The organism is Anaerococcus senegalensis JC48, from assembly GCF_000321005.1.
Taxonomy (GTDB): domain Bacteria; phylum Bacillota; class Clostridia; order Tissierellales; family Peptoniphilaceae; genus Anaerococcus; species Anaerococcus senegalensis.
Genome location: NZ_HE578907.1, coordinates 1,003,147 through 1,019,905, shown reverse-complemented (window position 1 = coordinate 1,019,905; position 16,759 = coordinate 1,003,147). Strand labels below are relative to the sequence as shown.

The following is a 16,759-nucleotide window of genomic DNA, read 5'->3' as shown; positions in this document are numbered from 1 at the left end:
ATGGTACTGGAAGAAAAAAAGAATAATTGAATAATAGTTCCAAGTTGTTTACATTTGGACAAAAATAAGACCGTAGTTTCAAGCTGCGGTCTTTTTGCGTACATATTTTATATAACTTAGCAAACAAATAAATAATGCGACAATAAAATGTCGGTTTGAGTGTTGATTTGAATAAGGCTTAACGAAAAGAAAGTAAGCACTTCTCAAAAATATTGAGCACTGTTTTCGTTTATAAATAAGTGGGAATTTTATATAGTGTATGGGGCTTGACCTGTCCGTTGGGGACCGTGTTATCCTTTAATCAAAGGAGGTAGAAACTATGTTAATAAGTGAAATTCAAAAAGAAACGGGTCTAACTAGGAAGGCAATAGAGTATTATGAGGATAAAGGACTTATCCATCCTCCGAAATCTGAGAATGGTTATAGAGACTATAGTACTAAGGATTTGGAAATTCTGAAAAAGGTATCTATATTTAGAAAATTGGGAATGAGTGTCTCAGATATTTATCAGTGTATATTGTCAGATGGCCATACTCTATCTTCTGTTTTAAGGGAAAAGCAGCATCAATTGGACCTTGATGAAAAAAGAAAAGTAATACTAGAAATGATTGTTAAAGGTGAAAGCGATGAACTAATCAATGAGAAAGTTTCACTACTTGAGATCAAAGAAACTATATATGAAAAACTAGAAATTGCTTTTCCAGGATATTTTGGACAAATATTATTTGTTGCCTATCAACCATTTTTGAATGATCCATTAGAAAATGATGGTAAGAATTCTTTTTACAAATATATAGCTTATCTTGATAAGCTTCCTTTGTTTGAATTAACTGAAGAAGAGAAAAAATATATTGAGAAAATTAGCTCACCCTTTTATATGAAAACTTTAAAGGATATAAATCAAGCTAAACTCGATGCTATTGAGAATCCAGAAAAGTGGATGAAAGATAATGAAGATGCAATTTCTCATTATAAAAGCTATAAAAATAGTGAAGAGTATCAAAATAGCATGATGAAACAGATTCAGGATAAGCTTAAAAACTTTATGAATGAAAATCAATATTATGAAATAGGAATTCCACTTATTAGAAAATTTAGCAAAAGCTATGATAATTACTATAAGAAGCTTATAAAGGCAAATGAACAGTATCTAAATAATAAATATCAATAATCATAGGTAAGCACTTACTTGTAGTTAGTAGGTGCTTTTCTATGCCCAAATTTAAAAAGTTTCAAAGATAGGAGAAAAAGTTTAATTGTTTCAAAGACTCTTAGAAATTATAAAAAAGAACCTGGTATTTTGATTGGTTTAGAATATTTCTTATTCTTGGAAAAGAATAATGAGAGTAAAAATAACTATAAATGATAGGATTTGGTTTATTATTTTTTTATTAGTTATAATTTAAAGCTTTCTACTTAATGGTCTTATATTTTTTTAATAAAAAAACTGGCCCTAGTAGTTAGTTTTATTGCTAACTTTTGGAGTCAGTTTCTAAAAGATTTATTTTATAAGATACCTAGTACTTTTTGTAGTATTAGGGTTATTGAGGTTATTGCTATGAAACACACGCCACCTAGGGCAAGTGGTCTTGCTTCTGATTTTAATAGTTTTACTATATCAGTATTAAAACCAATGGCTGACATTGCCATCACAATAAAAAATTTGGATAAGTCTTTAAAGGGTTTGAAAAATTCAATATTCACTCCTTTGGCTAGGGCTATGGTTGTAATCAAACTTGCAAGGATGAAGTAGATTATAAAGAATGGAAAAATTTGTATTATAGAGATTTTTTTATTATCTTCTTGCCCAGCGTTTCTCATCCTAATGAAGGCTAGTCCTAAGCATATTGGAATTATTGCTAGGGTTCTAGTCAATTTTACTGTTACAGCCTTGTCAAGCGTCTGACTACCTAGATTATATATTGTATCCCATGTTGATGCACATGCTGTAACTGATGATGTATCATTAACAGCAGATCCTGCAAATATACCAAAGGCATTACCATCGGTAGTAGAAAATCCAATCATACGACCAAGACTTGGAAATAAAATAGCAGCCAAGATATTAAAAAAGAAAATAACAGATATAGCTTGAGATATTTCATCTTCATCTGCATCTATAACTGGAGCAGCTGCTGCAATTGCAGAGCCTCCACAAATTGATGATCCAACACCAACAAGAGTTGCGATATTTCCTTTTATAAGTCCAGACTTGTAGGCTAGGTATGCGATTATAAGTGATGTTGATATGGTAGATAGGATGATTGGAAGTGATTGTCTACCAGTTTTTAAAACAATTCCAAGATCAAGACCAAACCCAAGGAGGATTACAGCATATTGAAGGATTTTCTTTGATGTAAATCTCACACCACCAATATAAGGTTTTTTGTCTTTTATAATTTGACCTAGGAGCATTCCAATTAGAATACCAAAGACTGCTGGGCCTACTAGTGGGATTTTTTTGCCGATTATCTGGGATATTATTGCAATTATAAGGCAGAGAAGAATCCCTTTTATATTTTTTTCTATAGATTTTATCATATATTCTCCTTTCACTTTTGTTATTATATAATAAATAGATATAATGTAAAATTATAATTATTTACTATATGATAAAAATTTGTTATGATGGATGTGGAGGATGCTATGTTAGATTTTAGGATAGAAAGTTTTTTGGAAGTATGTAAATATATGAATTTTACAAGGGCTGCTGAAAGTCTTAATATAACACAGCCAGCCATATCTACTCATATTAAATATTTAGAAACCTATTACAATTGTAAGCTTTTTTATAGAAATAAGAGGAATTTGTGTCTAACAGATGAGGGCAAGATTCTAAAATCTGCTTTACTTTCTATGTCAAATGATCAAGATAAGTTGAAGATGATATTATCTGAGAAAAAAACTAAGAGTGAAAAAATTTCCCTGGGTTTTACTAGGTCGGTAGGAGAATATCTAATATTGGATAAGCTTATAGCCTTGATTAAAGAAAAACCTTCTTGTGATTTCCATATTTATTATGAAAATACGGACGAGATTTTAAGTGATATTGATAGTGGGAGGATAGACTTTGCCATTATAGAGGGATTTATAAAATCTAGTGATTATTTTATCAAAAAATACAAAAGCGATAGGATTGTTTGCATTAGCCACAAGGACCACAAGTTTAAAAAACAAGTAAAAAAGTTAACAGACTTATTAGATGAAAGAATTATTATTAGAGAAGACGGATCTGGTACCTTAGCTATATTAAAAAATTTTCTAAGCATGGAAAATATTGATACGAAAGATTTTGCAAATATCATAGAAATAAATAATATGTGTTCCATAGTAGAAATGCTCAGATCGGATTGTGGCATAAGTTTTATTTTTGAATCTTGTGTAAAAAAAGAACTAGAAGAAGGTATTCTCAAGGTTATGGACCTAGAAGATTTCAATCTAGTTCATGATTTATCCCTTGTTGCCAGTAAAAATTCAATATTTACTGATTTGTATTTGCAAATAGCTGAAACTTTTTATTAGAAAAAATTTCATAGTATTAGGTTAAGCTAAGATAGGTAAAGAAAAATATCGTTTTATAAAAGCAAAAAATGGCTAATCTCAAGTCTTGAGGTGTTTTATATTAGGTGATATCTTTTAGCAATATAATAAACTTAGATATAAGAACAAAGTCTGATTTTGAAATAGAAAAATATGTCAAAGATGTTTTTGAAATTTAAAAGCTACATTAGCTGTACTATTCCTTTTGAACAAGAAGTAATTGACCAAATAGACAATAAAAATGTTGATTTGAATGTCGGTTTGAACAAGACTGAAAAGAAAGTTATAGAACTTTTAATAGAAAATCCAAGTCTAACATCAATTGAACTTGCAGAAAAAATAGGTGTAACTAAAAGGACTATTGAAAGGTCATTTAAATCATTACAAGAAAAGAAGATGATTGAAAGGATTGGATCAAAGCGTGATGGAAATTGGATCGTGGTTAGGTAAGCAAAATATATTTCTAAATTAAAGTTAATAGTTGTGCATTGTTTCAATATATTGAATGATTTTACGATTGAGATAATATTGGTAATCTCTATATTTATTTGAATATCGAGATTTTTGAATGATTATTTATTTTAGATATGTTCTAAAATTAAATGCAGCACTAGAAAGAAATAGAAAAAAGCTCGAAAAATTTTAGGTTAGATTTTACATCTCGTCTACTTTGGAAGGGTGTTTTTGACGCAAAAAAGAAAGAGTTAATTACGGAAATAGATGTAGTTGATAATGACAAGTATATCAAAAAAATCAAATAATGAAATTCTAGATTTATATTCATCACATTATAAAATAAATTACAATGATGAACTTGTATATTTTGACAGGGAACAAGAAAAAAAGATAAGTACAGAATGCTTGATCTACTTGGGAAACATATGAAACGCTTTGCTGAAGTAAATGACAGTTCCTTCGAGATTTATGATAGGGAAATTTAAAGGGTTAAAAATCTATAAATTTTTGTCCGGTACTGGTACTGGGACAGGACTAAAAATTTGAAAACGTCTTATAATTACATGGATTTAGTGATACTCTAAAAAATAAAATCTAGTATTTTGAATGGTTTGGGATATATCGTACATTTGGAAAAGAAGAATGGGAATAAAAATAGCTTAAGAAGCTATTTTTATGTCATGACAAAATTTTTGAAATAAAATTTCAAAAATTCTAGGTCTGACCCTTCTGTAATTAAAAAAGTAAAATATAACGAATAGGATCATTTTGCTTTTTTAATTACTAATGGGAATAAAAATACAAGATGATTTGAAAAGAGAATCCCTAAAAATACACGTTTTAGATGGCACTAAATGATTAAAAATCATTAAAATTAACCCAGTTGTCTTCCAAAACCCTTTCAGGATTTTGGATATTAAATGCAAGATTGATAATTCATCTTGCATTTTTTTATTTTTCTATAAAAAAAATGATGATTTGTAAGAATTTAGATTAAAATATAATTATATTTATAACTTCCACATTAATGTAGACATATATAGATTTAAATAAAAAAATATATTATTATATACTAATGTTAAGGAAGATAACATTTTCATTGATTGTGAGGTGAAATTTTGAATAGCAGACAAATTATGATTATACAGACTGTTAGATTACAGGATGAATATATTACTGCTAAGAGCTTATCGGAGATGTTTGGTGTTTCTACCAAAACTATCTATAAAGATATTAATAAAATAAATGAATATTTTAAGGACTATGATATCGAGATTGAGAAATTTCCGCGTAAGGGAATTAGGATAAATGATAATTATAAATCTAAAAAAATTGATTTAATTTTAACGGATATTGATAGTAAAAAAAGTTTGGACAATCAGTCAATAGAATATAGACAGGATTATTTGTTCAAAGAAATTTTACTAAAAAGAAAAAAGTTAAATATTGATGTTTATGAAGATAATACATTTATAAGTGAAGGATCTGCTAGAAGAGATATTAAACAATTGGAAAAAAAGATTTCTTCAAAAAAATTACATTTAATAAATGAGAAAGGCAGATACTTTGTAAGTGGTGATGAGTCAAGGATAAGAAAAGTTATTAAAGAGTATGTAACTTCATTGATTGATGATTTAAATTTTGAAGATATCAAAACCTTATCAAGATTTTTTACTAAGGAAAATATTTCAAATTGCAAAAATGTTATAAATGAATTGGGAAGAAAATACGATTATGATCTTAGTAAAAGATATTTTAATACTCTTTTGATAGATTTACTTGTTCAAATAAATATGATTGAATTGGGATTTATTTTAGATGAATATAAAACAAGCATAAAATTTGATATTAATCATTTTGAGGCTTATTTCTATGCTAAAGAAATTTTGAATGAAACTTTATCTAAAAAAGTAATACCTAGCCAAGAAATTGAAGCTTTGTCATATACATTACTTGCTTCAGGTTTTAAAATAAATAATGCCAGTTATAATTTAAGATTAGATAAGAGTGTAACGAATCTTATTAAAAAGGTATCAAATATTTTGGATATTGATTTGACCAATGATTATCATTTAAAAAATATGTTGATAAGCCATATAGGGCCCATGATATTTAGATTGCAAAAATTTATTGCAGTCAATAATCCTGTAGCTGAGGAAGTAAAAAAACAATATAGCGTTTTGTATAATGTTGTTTGGCTTTCAGTTAGAGAGCTTACAGAAGAATTTAATATTAAAATGACAGCAGATGAGGCTGCTTTTTTGGCAATTCATTTTCAAATAGCTGTAGAAAAAGTTCAAAAATCTTTAAATATTTTAGTAATATGCCCACATGGAATTGCTACTTCTGAACTAATAGTTAGTAAATTAAAAAGAATAATTTTAGACACTGACAAGGTAATAAAAGTAGATTTAGATGATTTAGACAAAATAGACTTAAATAATATTGATTTTATTGTATCATCTGTAAAATTGCCTGATATTAAAGTTCCAGTATTTGAGGTTAGTCAGTCATAACTGAACATGAAATGAAAGAAATTGGTCTATTTTATAATAATGATTTAGATAAGAATAGATTGTTAAAATCTAGTGAAAAAATTGAAAACAATAATAATTTAATAAGAGAGCTTTTAGAAGATAATGTATTGTTAAAGTCCAAAGCTAAAAATAAAGAAGAAGTTTTCAAAGAAATTTTAAATATTTCGAATAAATTTAATCTAAAAAATAATTTATTTTTAGATTCTATAATAAAAAGAGAAAAAATGGGGAGCACTAGTGTTTATACAGAAATTTCAATTCCCCACTGTGGCCCTAAATATGTAAATAGATCTCAACTGGGAATTATTACTTTAGAAAAGCCTATTCAATGGGGGAATAATTTAATTAAAGTTGTCCTTATAATAGCTATAACAGATGAAGATCTTGATATTACTAAGGATATTTTGATAAATATTTATAAAAAAATAGAGGATAAAAATTTTATAGAAGAATTATGGAAATCAAAAACAAAAGACGAACTAATTTCAACGTTTATAGATTGGAGGGATGATTATGATAGAAAATAAAATCATAAAATTAAAAGTTAAAAATTTAAAAGATAGTAAGGAGGTGTTAAGTAGTTTATCTGATTGTCTTATAGAAGAAAAAATAGTAAAATCATCATTTAAAAATGCGGTTTTAGAACGTGAAAATTCTTATCCAACTGGTCTTCAGTTTGATGGTTATGGCATTGCATTGCCTCACACTGATAGTGAACATGTGATAAAATCTCAAATTGCAATAATGACCCTTGATAAACCAGTAAAATTTGTTGAGATGGCAACTACTGATAAAGAAATTGAAGTAAAAACAATTTTTATGTTGGCTTTAAAAGATAGTAATCAACATATTAAAATTTTACAAAAAGTAATGGAATTATTACAAGATAAAGAAGCTATGAGTATGATTGAATCATTTGATGATTCTAAAGAGGATGTAGAAAATTTAATAGAATTATTAGAAAAACATGAATTAAATTAAAAGGAGGGAAAAATGTTAGATCTTTTTCAAAAATTTGTAGATTTGGGAGCAATAGTTGTGCTGCCAATATTAATATTTATATTTGGAATGATACTTGGAACTAAGGCTAAAAAATCTTTTACATCAGGAATAATTGTAGGTGTAGGTTTTGTTGGTTTAAATATGGTAATTGATTTACTTGGAAATAGTTTGGGACCTGCTGCTCAACAAATGGTAGAAAGATTTGGACTAAATTTAACAACAATCGATGTTGGTTGGCCAGCAGCTGCAGCAATATCTTATGGAACAGTTTTAGGTAGTCTAGCAATTCCTATAGGAATTGGTCTTAATATAATCTTATTATTTTTAGGACTAACAAAAACATTGATGGTAGATATGTGGAACTTTTGGCATGCTGCTTTTGTTGCATCCTTAGTATATGCAATAACTCAAGATTTTGCCTTAGGATTTTATGCAACAATAGCATATTTAACAATGATATATTTACTAGCAGATATTATAGCACCAAGAATTGAAAAATTTTATGGATTTCCAAATATTACATTCCCACATGGAACATCAGCTCCAGGATTTTTATTTGCCTTACCACTAAATTGGATTTTTGAAAGAATACCAGGATTTAATAAAATCGAAGCTGATCCAGAAACAGTTCAAAAGAAATTTGGTGTATTTGGAGAAAGTACAGTTTTAGGATTAATAATTGGACTAGGTATGGGAATATTAGCAGGATATGATTTAGGTGGAATTTTACAATTAGGAGTAAAAACTTCAGCAGTTATGGTATTAATGCCAAGAATGGTTTCACTTTTAATGGAAGGACTTGCACCAATTTCTGAAGCAGCAAATACTTTTGTACAAAAAAGATTTCCAGGCAGGGAAGTAAATATAGGAATGGATTCAGCCTTATCAGTAGGTCACCCAGCAGTTTTATCAAGTTCATTATTACTAGTACCAATAACAATTCTTTTGGCTGTAATTTTACCTGGAAATACAACACTACCTTTTGGAGATTTGGCTACAATACCATTTGTAGTTTGCTTAATGTCTGCAGTATTTAATGGAAATATTGTACGTACTGTAGTAGGAGGAAGTATATATATGACTACTATTTTATATATAACTTCTTGGGCATCACCGCTTGTAACAATGGCAGCAAAGGCAGCTGAATTTGATTTAGGTGGAAACAAAAGTATAACAGCAATGGCAGAAGGTGGTTTATGGCCAACATGGTTATTTATAATGTCAGGAAAACACATGCCATGGATAATGCTAAGTGTAATATTTATTGTTAGTTTAGCAGGCTTATATTATGTAAACAAAGTTAAAGGAAAAAAAGAAGAAAAAATTAAGGAGTAAAAAATGAAAAAATTATTAATAATGTGTGGATCAGGAATAGCAACTTCTACAGTTGCCACAGGAAAAGTTAAACAATGGTTAAAGGACAATAATTTAGAAGATGAAGTGAAAATTTACCAATCAAAAATTGCAGAAGAAATTAATCATATTGACGATTATGATGCAGTAATAACAACAACAACTGTTCCAGATAGCATCAAGGACAAGGTTATATTTGGCCTTCCTTTACTAACAAATATGGGAATTGATCAAATGTGGGATCAATTGAAAAAAGAATTGGAAAAATAAAAGGAAAGCATCATCTCGAGAAATTCTAAAAAAAGCTCAAAAAAATTCTTATGCAGTTGCCTCATTAAATTTTATTGATGGAATAACTGCCCAAGCTTATTTAGAAGTTTGTGAGGAATTTAAAGTTCCTATGATCTTATCATTTGCCCAAGCTCATGAAAAATGGCTATCATTAGGAGATGCTGCTTGGATTGGGAAAAAAATCCAAGAAAAAGCGTCTACGCCAGTAGTTTTACACCTAGATCATGGTCAAGATATATCTTTTGTAAAAAAAGCAATTGACTTAGGTTTTAATTCTGTAATGATTGATGCATCAAGGCTAAGTTTTGAAAACAATGTTAAAACAACAAAAGAAGTTGTTGATTATGCTCATGAAAATGGAGTTGATGTTGAAGCAGAAATTGGTTTTGTAGGTGCAAATGAAAACATTGAAAACTATGGAGTTATAGATTCTATTTATACTGAAGCCAATGATGCTGTAGAATTTTTAAATAAAACAAATGTAGATTCTCTTGCAATTTCTATAGGTACAGCTCATGGAATATATAAAGGAGAACCTAAGATTAATTTTGAGAGATTGTATGAAATAAGAGAAAAAGTAGAAACTCCTTTAGTTTTACATGGTGGTTCTTCTACTGGTTATGATAATTTAAGTAATTGTGTACAAGGTGGAATAACAAAAATTAATTTATTTTCAGATATGATAAATGCAGGCTTTGCTGCTATAAAAAATGAAAATGTAATAGACTATCCATCATTGATGATTAAGATTAAAGAAAATATAAAAGAAGAAGTAATAAATTATTATAAAGTATTTGGACTAATTGAAAGATAGGTGAAATAAAAATGAAGATAAATTCAAAAAATCATTTCTTTGTATTTAATCCAAAATCATATTTATATGGTGAAAAACTAATAAAATATGCAAAAGTTGCTGATAAAATGTCAAAAAAATATTCAAATATATATGTTTTTGTGACAGGACCTTACGCTGATTTATATCGTTTGAATAAAGAAACAGAAAATATAATTGTAACAGCACAACACATGGACGGAATAAATCCAGGTCGTGGAATGGGAGCAGTTTTACCAGAATCATTAAAAGATGCAGGAGTAAAAGCGACATTTTTAAACCACGCCGAACATCCATTGACTTTAGCACAAATTGCAGCATCTATAAAAAAAGCAAAAGAATTAGGAATAATTACAATTATTTGTGCAGACTCAAAAGAAGAAGCCAAGGCAATAGCAACTTTGGATGTAGATATTATTTTGTATGAGCCAACAAAATTAATAGGAACAGGAAAGACCAGCGATAGGGATTATGTTGAATCAACAAATAATTCAATTAAAGAAATAAACCCCGATGTTCTTATAATGCAGGCGGCAGGAATAAGTACAGCCGAAGATGTGTTCAATACAATAAGTCAAGGTGCAGATGGAACAGGATGCACAAGTGGGATTGTAAAATCAAAAGATACTAAACAAATGATAAGAGATATGATTGAAGCAGTTGATAAGGGAAGTATGGCGTGATATATGACAGTATACATGAAAGACTATCAAGTGGAAAGTAAAGAAGGACAAGTAAGTTTTATAGATATAACAAAAAATGTAAAAGAAGCTATAAAATCTAGTGGTATCCAAAAAGGAACTTGCACAGTAACAACAAGTCATACAACGTGTTCAATATTTTTTGAAGAATTTACCCACGATGTAGATGAAAATGGAACAGAATTTTTACTTTCTGATATGGATGAATGTCTTCAAAAAATTGTCCCAAATCACGACAGCAAAGATATCTACAGATATCCAGGAGAAAAGCATTATCAAGAAGTCGAATCTTGGCCTGATGTAGACAAATGGTTACCAAGAGGAAATCGTACAAAATTATGGAATGCAGATGCCCATATTAAATCTTCAATTATTGGATCATGTGAAACATTTGTAGTGAAGGAAAATAAACTATCAGTCGGAATAACTGGATATGTATACTTTGTAGATTTTGATAAAACCAGAGAAAGAAAAAGAAAATTTACAGTAACAGTAATGGGAGAATGAAAAAATAATTTATTATTTTAAAAGTCAAATTTGTATAATTGAAAATTGATAAAATTAAAAATATTTAAGTTGAAATACCAGATAAAAATTTATCTGGTATTTTTATATTATGTCACTTTGAAATTGTAAGAAGTTTATTTATTTTTATATAATTACTTTTTTATTTACGCATTTGAGAAATGAAGAAAAAATTGAAAATAATGAAGTTTGCAAAGAGCTGAGCTTCATAGGAAAATTTGGGATATTGCTGATGATGTGTGTGGTGCTGTTGATGGTTGGGATTTTAAACAATACATATTGTATATGGGCTAATAAAAAGCTTGAAATGTCTGATGACAAAGGTATCCAAGGATATACAAACGGAGTTTTTGGGTAAGAAATATCGGGGTTTTGAATAAAAAACATAAAAAAATGTATTTATATAATTTATTTTTATTGTAAAAAAAGTTAAAATAAAGTATACTAGAATTTGCAAATATTAGTATTTAGGAGGGATGCATGAATTTTTTTGAAGTATTCATGACAACATTACAAACGCAAAAAATTAATACAGCAATTTTTTCGAGTTTAGTAATTATTTTAGTTGGTTATTTTTGTAGGAAAAGAGGCATTTTTGATAATAAGACAGGAAAAGTATTAACAGGTATAGTATTATCACTATCATTACCAGCCTTAGCTTATAACTCATTTATGAGTGATATAAGTCAGGAAACATTAAGAAATGGAATGGGACTATTAGTGTGGGGAATAGCAATGTATCCTATTTTAATTCTTTTGACTCTACCAATTTACTCAAGATACAAGGGAGATGAAAAAACAACATTAAGAGTTTTATCAATTTTAGGTTCGACAACATTTTTTGGTATTCCAATAGTAACAGCAATTTATGGACCACAAGGAACATTATATGCATCTATTTTTAATATAGGATATAGAATTTTCCTATATTCATATGGATATATAAAAATGAGTGGTTTAAGCATGAAAAAAGAAAATATTAAAAAAATGTTTTTAAATCCAATAGTAGTGGCTACATTTTTAGGGTTGTTAGTATGGATATTCCAAAATTATTTACCACAAGTGGTTGTTAGTGTAGAACAAAATGGAGAAACTATTAAAAAATCGGTGGCATTTTTGAGAATTGACCATACATTCCCACAACTATTCCAAGTATTTAAGTATCTAGGAGGATTATCCTCACCACTAGCTTGGTTGGCAATAGGTTCAACATTAGGTGCAGTAAGCTTTAAAGAAGCTTTTTCAGATAAAAAAACATGGTATTATACATTCATTAAATTAGTATTAATTCCAGCGATAAATATTGTAATTTTATATGCTTTAAATTTAGTAGGATTCCCAATAAATTTAGTAGGTTTGGGAACTGTAGTTATAATGATGGCAACACCACCAGCTACTGTAGCGGTAGCTTATGCTATTAATTTTGATAGAGAAGCTTTACTTGCATCAAATGCGTCACTAATGTGCACACTAGGAGCAGTTTTGATGGCTCCAGTTTGGATTGTTATAATAGAATTGATTGGTAAAATAGGAGTATTTGCTTAAGAAAGGAAGATAATATGACATTAAAAATCGTAGCATATGGAGTAAGACCAAATGAAGTTGATTTTTTTCATAAGCTAAATAAATATAATTATGAATTAAAACTAGTAGAAGAATTACTTACACATGATAATATTGAAACAGCAAAAGATCAAGATGCTGTTTTACTTAGAGGAAATTGTGTAGCGGATAGACAAAATCTTGAAAAAATAAAATCTTATGGAATAAAATATGTTTTCACAAGAACGGTAGGTTTTAATCATATAGATTTAGAAGCATGTAAAGAAATGAATTTAATGGTTGCTAGAGTGCCAGCTTATTCACCAAATTCAGTAGCAGAATTATCTTTAACATTAGCAATGATGTTATTAAGAAATACAGCGTATACAACAAATAAAACAAAAAATTATAATTTCAAAGTTGATGCTCAAATGTTTAGCAAAGAGATTAGAAATTGTAAAGTTGGTATAATTGGTACAGGTAAAATTGGATTGACAGAAGCTAAATTATTCAAGGGATTAGGAGCTGAAATTTTAGGTAATGATCCTTATCCAAATGAAAATGCAAAAGAAATTTTAAAATATGTTGAATTAGATGAATTATTGAAAGAATCAGATATAGTAAGTTTACACATTCCATATTTTAAAGGACAAAATGATGAATTAATAAATAAAAATTTCATTTCAAAAATGAAGGATGGAGCAATATTAATAAATACAGCTCGTGGTGAATTGCAAAATAATGAGGATATTTATGATGCTATAAAATCTGGTAAATTAGCAGGATTTGGCACAGATGTATTTCCAAATGAAACTAAAACATTCTTCAAGGAGTTTGCATCTGGTGATGAAATGGAAGATCAGTCAGCAAGAAAATTGGTAGATTTATATCCTAAAGTTTTAGTTACACCTCATGTAGGTTCAAATACAGATGAAGCTCTGAAAAATATGATTGAAATTTCATACGATAATTTCAATGAAGTTTTAACTAAGGGCGAAACAAAAAATGTAGTAATGGCAAAATAAAATAATTATTTTAATATTAGCAAAACCTCCTGTTTAAATTTATGTTTAATAGGAGGTTTTTGTACATTAAAATTATTTTATAAGTTTTTAAGCTCCTTGATTTATGTTTATTAAATTTCAGAAAGAAGGTATATATTGTAAAGAATTAGATGTAGATATGTTAAATAATTCGTTGAAACATATAGAGATGAATAAAAACGAAGTGTTGAACATAATGTCGAAGTAGCAAAGGGAGTGAGCAGTCACTCTCTTTTAAATAACATAATATAGCCCATTTTTCTAATAAATTTTACATGAGAGAGAAATAAATACTTATTTACAGATTATTTATAAAAACATTTAAATCCATTAGCTAAGATTTGATATAAATTTAAATTAAAACTTGTATAATTATGTAATCATAATATTATAGTAATGATGATAACTTATATAAATACTTGAAAATTTAAATTTATGATTATACTAATAAGGAGAAAAAAATGAAATTTGTTTATATAATTATGGGACCTTTTGATCCAAAGATTGATAGAAAGTCCATTGGGAAAAATAATAATGCTGAAATTATTGGTGTTAAAAATCTTGAAGATGCTAAAGAGATTTCAAGATCTTTAATTGGCCTTGCTGATGTGATTGAGCTTTGTGGAGCTTTTGAGGAAAGTGGGGCAAGGGAGATTATTGATGCAACAGAAGGGAAAATTCCTGTTGGTTTTGTTACCCACCTTGATTGTCAGGATGATTTGTTTGATGAATTATTTTCTTAAACTTAATTTTTTATTGGATTTACTATTTTTAACAAAGTGAAATATTGATTTTAAAAAGTGCCATTTCTGGCACTTTTTTTGCTTATTTTAAATAAGTTTTGCTAAATCGAATTTTTTTAGAGTTTAATTATTCCACAACTCTTCTGCTACTGGCTTCCAATCTTCTGCGTAGTCTTCGCATTTATCGCACAAATCATCTACATTTTCTTTCTCTAGTATATCTGTAGATTTTGCTTGAGATTTTTTTACCATATCTCTTAATAAATTTGGATTTTCTAGCATTGGACATGGTCTTAGCATATTTTTATTAAATGGTTGTCCATCGTGATATGCCATAAATAATGGAGATTGCAAACTTTCTACTAGAGTTTTTTCTTTTATATTGGAATCAGAATAGTGGATAAATACACAGGGTTCTAAGTCCCCGTTTGCATTTATATGAAGGTAATTTCTTCCTCCTGCTATGCAGCCTCCAATATATTCGGCATCATTTTGAAAATCTAGGAAAAATAATGGTTTTGTTTTTCTAAATTTTCTTAATTGATGGTAGATGTGTTTTCTTTGGTCTGGTTTTGGCAATAGTTCTTTGCCTGTACCTTTTCCTACTGGCATAAAGTGGAAATACCAAGCAAATAAAGATCCTTTTTCTATCATTTCATCTACAAATTCTTCACTAATTATTGACTTGTAATTTTGAGAAGTGTAGCAGCAAGATATTCCAAATGGAAGTTTGTTATCTTTTAGTAATTTCATAGATTTTATTACTTTATTATATATTCCATCTCCTCTTCTTGCATCTGTTGTAAATTCTGATCCTTCAACTGATATAGCAGGAACTATATTTTTAAGTCTAAGCATCTCATCAATAAATTCTTCATCAATAAGGGTTGAATTTGTAAAGATTAAAAATTCACAGTCGTTGTGTTTTTCACAAATTTTTAATATATCTTTTTTTCTTACAAGTGGTTCTCCGCCTGTAAATATGTAAAAATAAATTCCAAGTTCTTTTCCTTGACTAATTATATTATCAATTAGTTCATAGGATAAATTTAGACTATTTCCATATTCAGCTGCCCAACAACCTTTGCATTTTAAATTGCATGCTGTTGTTGGATCTAATAGTATGGTCCAAGGAATATTACAATTATATTTTTCTCTGCTTTCTTTTTTCAAATCTTCACTAAATAATACAGAGTTTAATAGAAAGTTAATAACTGTTTTGTCAAATACATCTGGATCTATAGTATTTAACATATTTAATATGTATTTATGAAAAACATCGTCTGGATCACTTATAACTTTATCAATTGTTTCTATTTGTGATCTATAATCATTTGGTGAAATTTTTTTTGCTAAATTAATTGCATTTTTAAGATTTTTCTCTGGATTTTTGTGTACATATTTTAAAGTTTTTTCAACACCATATGTCTTAACTTTGTTATTTATATTCATAATTCCTCCTTTTGAAAATATAAAAATATTAGCTTATAATTTTTTCCAATTGCTTATAAGAATTTTTTAATAAATTTATTAACTCATCTTCTTTTTCAGGATCTGCGTCATATAATTTTACTGCTAGCAAAATAGGTGAATAGAATATTGTTGATAAAACTTTCAAATCACCAAATTTGCTTAGTCCATAATAATCAATAATCTTTTGCTGTTTAGTCATTGGGTTATGGATAAATTTTTCTACATAAAACTGCATGGCTTGAGGATTTTTGTACATTTCTATAGATAACATTTTCCTAACTTTTGAAACAAATGAATCATGTAGTAAATATTTGAAAATATCTATAGATAATTTTTCTATATTTAATGTTTTTTGATTATTTTTAATAATTTTATAATCTTCTACATCATCAATTTTCTGGTCTATTTTAATTACTGCATCTTTTAATATAGTTTCAAAAATTGTTTTTTTTTGATTTGAAGTGCTTGTAAATAGAAGGAGCTTTGATTCTAACTTCTTTTGCAATTTTTTCCATAGACACATCCGAATATCCATATGTTGAAAATAATTCCAAAGAATTTAAATAAATTTTTTCTTTTGTATTCATAAATCCTCCTAAGAAATATTTCTTAAATCCATTATAGGCTAATAATCATTAGCTATCAATTATATTTATTTTTAAATACTTTTTGATTTTAAATTGAAATAATTTTAAAAATTTTTAAATAAAAAAAAGGAAAA

Annotated in this window: 19 protein-coding genes and 1 pseudogene; 16 read left to right on the top strand and 4 right to left on the bottom strand. The window is 28.0% G+C overall.

Annotated features, from left to right (window positions below):
- The first annotated feature begins 319 nt into the window (after nt 1–319).
- Nucleotides 320–1,171 carry a MerR family transcriptional regulator gene (locus ASHG_RS05070; protein WP_040397937.1) on the top strand — a complete coding sequence of 284 codons (852 nt, stop codon included), beginning with the start codon at nt 320–322 and terminating at the stop codon, nt 1,169–1,171.
- A 335-nt stretch (nt 1,172–1,506) separates the two neighbouring features.
- Here ASHG_RS05070 and ASHG_RS05065 read toward each other — a convergent pair whose 3' ends face one another.
- Nucleotides 1,507–2,541 (bottom strand): YeiH family protein, encoded by a 1,035-nt coding sequence (locus tag ASHG_RS05065; RefSeq protein ID WP_040397935.1) that lies wholly within the window; start codon nt 2,539–2,541, stop codon nt 1,507–1,509.
- Between the two features lie 105 nt (nt 2,542–2,646).
- Here ASHG_RS05065 and ASHG_RS05060 point away from each other — a divergent pair, with 105 nt between their 5' ends.
- The 15 genes and pseudogenes from ASHG_RS05060 to ASHG_RS04995 all read left to right on the top strand — a co-directional run bounded on the left by ASHG_RS05060 (nt 2,647) and on the right by ASHG_RS04995 (nt 14,565).
- Complete coding sequence (locus ASHG_RS05060; RefSeq protein ID WP_040397933.1) at nt 2,647–3,522, top strand: LysR family transcriptional regulator; 876 nt, start codon at nt 2,647–2,649, stop codon at nt 3,520–3,522.
- Nucleotides 3,523–3,708: 186 nt separating this feature from the next.
- A complete protein-coding gene (locus ASHG_RS09220; RefSeq protein WP_040397932.1) occupies nt 3,709–3,990 on the top strand; it encodes a MarR family transcriptional regulator in 282 nt (93 codons plus the stop codon).
- Between the two features lie 282 nt (nt 3,991–4,272).
- Nucleotides 4,273–4,425 (top strand): hypothetical protein, encoded by a 153-nt coding sequence (locus tag ASHG_RS09215; protein WP_208853625.1) that lies wholly within the window; start codon nt 4,273–4,275, stop codon nt 4,423–4,425.
- Between the two features lie 689 nt (nt 4,426–5,114).
- A complete protein-coding gene (locus ASHG_RS05045) occupies nt 5,115–6,512 on the top strand; it encodes a BglG family transcription antiterminator (protein ID WP_084689282.1) in 1,398 nt (465 codons plus the stop codon).
- 11 nt (nt 6,513–6,523) lie between these two features.
- Nucleotides 6,524–7,060 (top strand): PTS sugar transporter subunit IIA, encoded by a 537-nt coding sequence (locus ASHG_RS05040; RefSeq protein ID WP_040397928.1) that lies wholly within the window; start codon nt 6,524–6,526, stop codon nt 7,058–7,060.
- Complete coding sequence (locus ASHG_RS05035; RefSeq protein ID WP_051145886.1) at nt 7,047–7,514, top strand: PTS sugar transporter subunit IIA; 468 nt, start codon at nt 7,047–7,049, stop codon at nt 7,512–7,514. The genes ASHG_RS05040 and ASHG_RS05035 overlap by 14 nt, the downstream gene beginning before the upstream one ends.
- A 12-nt stretch (nt 7,515–7,526) precedes the next feature.
- Nucleotides 7,527–8,870 carry a PTS galactitol transporter subunit IIC gene (locus ASHG_RS05030; RefSeq protein ID WP_040397926.1) on the top strand — a complete coding sequence of 448 codons (1,344 nt, stop codon included), beginning with the start codon at nt 7,527–7,529 and terminating at the stop codon, nt 8,868–8,870.
- 3 nt (nt 8,871–8,873) lie between these two features.
- Nucleotides 8,874–9,158: a PTS sugar transporter subunit IIB gene (locus ASHG_RS05025; RefSeq protein ID WP_040397925.1), complete on the top strand. Its 285-nt coding sequence runs from the start codon at nt 8,874–8,876 to the stop codon at nt 9,156–9,158.
- Nucleotides 9,159–9,180: 22 nt separating this feature from the next.
- Complete coding sequence (locus ASHG_RS05020; protein WP_040397924.1) at nt 9,181–9,993, top strand: class II fructose-bisphosphate aldolase; 813 nt, start codon at nt 9,181–9,183, stop codon at nt 9,991–9,993.
- 11 nt (nt 9,994–10,004) lie between these two features.
- On the top strand, nt 10,005–10,694 hold the full coding sequence (locus tag ASHG_RS05015; RefSeq protein ID WP_040397923.1) for a triose-phosphate isomerase: 690 nt from the start codon (nt 10,005–10,007) through the stop codon (nt 10,692–10,694).
- Nucleotides 10,695–10,697: 3 nt separating this feature from the next.
- Complete coding sequence (locus ASHG_RS05010; RefSeq protein WP_040397921.1) at nt 10,698–11,219, top strand: YjbQ family protein; 522 nt, start codon at nt 10,698–10,700, stop codon at nt 11,217–11,219.
- Between the two features lie 207 nt (nt 11,220–11,426).
- A pseudogene (locus tag ASHG_RS09580) lies at nt 11,427–11,519 on the top strand (type I restriction endonuclease); the annotation flags it as partial.
- 198 nt (nt 11,520–11,717) lie between these two features.
- Nucleotides 11,718–12,782 carry an AEC family transporter gene (locus tag ASHG_RS05005; protein ID WP_040397919.1) on the top strand — a complete coding sequence of 355 codons (1,065 nt, stop codon included), beginning with the start codon at nt 11,718–11,720 and terminating at the stop codon, nt 12,780–12,782.
- A gap of 14 nt (nt 12,783–12,796) precedes the next feature.
- On the top strand, nt 12,797–13,804 hold the full coding sequence (locus tag ASHG_RS05000) for a 2-hydroxyacid dehydrogenase (protein ID WP_040397917.1): 1,008 nt from the start codon (nt 12,797–12,799) through the stop codon (nt 13,802–13,804).
- 479 nt (nt 13,805–14,283) lie between these two features.
- Nucleotides 14,284–14,565 carry a DUF6506 family protein gene (locus ASHG_RS04995; RefSeq protein ID WP_040397915.1) on the top strand — a complete coding sequence of 94 codons (282 nt, stop codon included), beginning with the start codon at nt 14,284–14,286 and terminating at the stop codon, nt 14,563–14,565.
- Between the two features lie 123 nt (nt 14,566–14,688).
- Here the strand turns inward: ASHG_RS04995 and ASHG_RS04990 are convergent, their stop codons facing one another.
- Genes ASHG_RS04990 through ASHG_RS09335 form a run of 3 tightly spaced genes read right to left on the bottom strand, consistent with a single transcriptional unit; the run spans nt 14,689 to nt 16,625 of the window.
- Nucleotides 14,689–16,017, bottom strand: a complete 1,329-nt coding sequence (locus tag ASHG_RS04990) for a radical SAM/SPASM domain-containing protein (RefSeq protein WP_040397913.1) — start codon at nt 16,015–16,017, stop codon at nt 14,689–14,691.
- A 28-nt stretch (nt 16,018–16,045) separates the two neighbouring features.
- A complete protein-coding gene (locus ASHG_RS04985) occupies nt 16,046–16,543 on the bottom strand; it encodes a TetR/AcrR family transcriptional regulator (RefSeq protein WP_244264250.1) in 498 nt (165 codons plus the stop codon).
- Entirely contained in the window at nt 16,473–16,625 is a 153-nt protein-coding gene (locus ASHG_RS09335; protein ID WP_244264249.1) for a TetR/AcrR family transcriptional regulator, read from the bottom strand. Before ASHG_RS09335 ends, ASHG_RS04985 begins: the two co-directional genes overlap by 71 nt.
- Nucleotides 16,626–16,759 lie beyond the last annotated feature (134 nt).